This window comes from Pseudomonas sp. SIMBA_041, assembly GCF_046535095.1.
Lineage (GTDB): Bacteria > Pseudomonadota > Gammaproteobacteria > Pseudomonadales > Pseudomonadaceae > Aquipseudomonas > Aquipseudomonas mucoides.
This window is the reverse complement of record NZ_JAWRXJ010000791.1, coordinates 1-244: the sequence shown is the minus strand read 5'-3', so window position 1 is coordinate 244 and position 244 is coordinate 1. Positions and strand designations below refer to the sequence as shown.

Annotated in this window: 1 protein-coding gene; it reads left to right on the top strand. The window is 57.0% G+C overall.

The window, feature by feature from the left end; translation table 11 throughout:
• Positions 1 to 46: 46 nt before the first annotated feature.
• Positions 47 to 244: type IV secretory system conjugative DNA transfer family protein (locus SB725_RS33285; protein WP_410923705.1), on the top strand; the 198-nt coding region annotated here is incomplete at its 3' end.

Sequence of the window (244 nt, the reverse complement as noted above, 5' to 3'; positions counted from 1 at the left end):
GATGTTCCTTCGAATGTTGCAGGCGGAGCACGACCCGGACGGCAGCATGGGATGGCTGGACTCAGGCGGAAATCCAACGAAGACTCATCCGCAGGTTGCGATTTCCGCACGCGCAATGCTCAACAAGGAAGAGAAGGAGCGTAATAGCGTTCTTTCGACGGCAAAGACAAAGCTGAGCCTGTACACGGAGCCGATCGTGGCCAGGAATACAGCGAGGTCCGACTTCAGCGTCACGGACCTGATG